General features: G+C 48.9%; 3 protein-coding genes. All 3 read left to right on the plus strand.

Going from position 1 to position 1,018, the window contains the following annotated elements; translation table 11 throughout:
* Nucleotides 1–3: 3 nt before the first annotated feature.
* The gene (locus HAP95_RS05340; protein WP_226832754.1) at nt 4–81 is read left to right on the plus strand and encodes a YgaP family membrane protein; all 78 of its coding nucleotides are present in this window, start codon (nt 4–6) and stop codon (nt 79–81) included.
* 227 nt (nt 82–308) lie between these two features.
* Nucleotides 309–656: an HU family DNA-binding protein gene (locus tag HAP95_RS05345; protein WP_278278532.1), complete on the plus strand. Its 348-nt coding sequence runs from the start codon at nt 309–311 to the stop codon at nt 654–656.
* 137 nt (nt 657–793) lie between these two features.
* The coding region (locus HAP95_RS05350; RefSeq protein ID WP_215883281.1) for an HU family DNA-binding protein at nt 794–1,018 on the plus strand (225 nt) is incomplete at its 3' end.

Raw genomic sequence — 1,018 nt, forward strand, 5'->3', positions numbered from 1 at the left:
CCCTTGATCACCGGTTTGGTCGGTTGGTGTCCAGCCTACTCGCTCTTCGGCATCAGGACCTGCCCGCTCCGCAAATCCTGAGAGAAAAAAATCCGGATCAGTGTATAACGCGCAGCCTGTATGGACCACGCACCTGTTCGATTGGTTGGTAGCTGAAAAAGGTTAAGAGGCATGTTTATAGATGAGATCAACTGCTACGACTAGTCTCGCCTGAAAGCGATCCTCGCAGTAATTTTTCATGCCTTCGATTAAGTGAAGTTGATAGCGTTTATACAGGCAGGGCATAATATCCCTGAATTCCCAAACAGATTACTCAATACCAAGCAGAAAACTCAGAGACAGGGCCTATGAATAAATCAACAATGATGGAGAATATCTATCAACAGTTACGTGATCAGGGACATAACGACTTGGCACGACGGGATGTCATTATGGCCGTCGGATTGATCCTCGATCATTGTGCCCAGGCCTTGGCTGAGGGAGAACGCATTGAGATTCGGGATTTTGGGGCGTTTACCCTGCACATTATTGCGGCCCGCGCGGGACGCAATCCAAAGACGGGAAAATCAGTGGATGTCCCCGAGAAACGGACTGTGCATTTCAAACCCGGTAGGGCGATGCGCGTAAAAGTCAATCAGAATAATCGTAGCTTTTGATGAAATGACACTGATCACCGACATCACTTCTTCGGGGGACTACTATCCACCACGCAGCACCTGTCCATACACTGCATTGCTCATTTTATGACATTCCTTTACATTCCGAAGAGGCGTATTTTTGAAAGAGGTCTCTCATGAATAAATCCGAATTTGTCGCCGCACTGGCCCTGCATGGCGCCATGTCCAAAGCGGACGCAGAAAAATGTTATCAGGTGTTTCGACACACTCTGGAGACCGAGTTGCTGGTCGCAGGAAAAATCACCCTCCCGGGATTTTGTTCTGTTGAGATCGTGGATAAACCTGCGCGTAAAGCGCGGAACCCGGCTACGGGACAGGAAATTGAGGTGCCTGCCAAGAAA

The sequence above is a fragment of the Acidithiobacillus sulfurivorans genome, assembly GCF_018853815.1.
Lineage (GTDB): Bacteria > Pseudomonadota > Gammaproteobacteria > Acidithiobacillales > Acidithiobacillaceae > Acidithiobacillus > Acidithiobacillus sulfurivorans.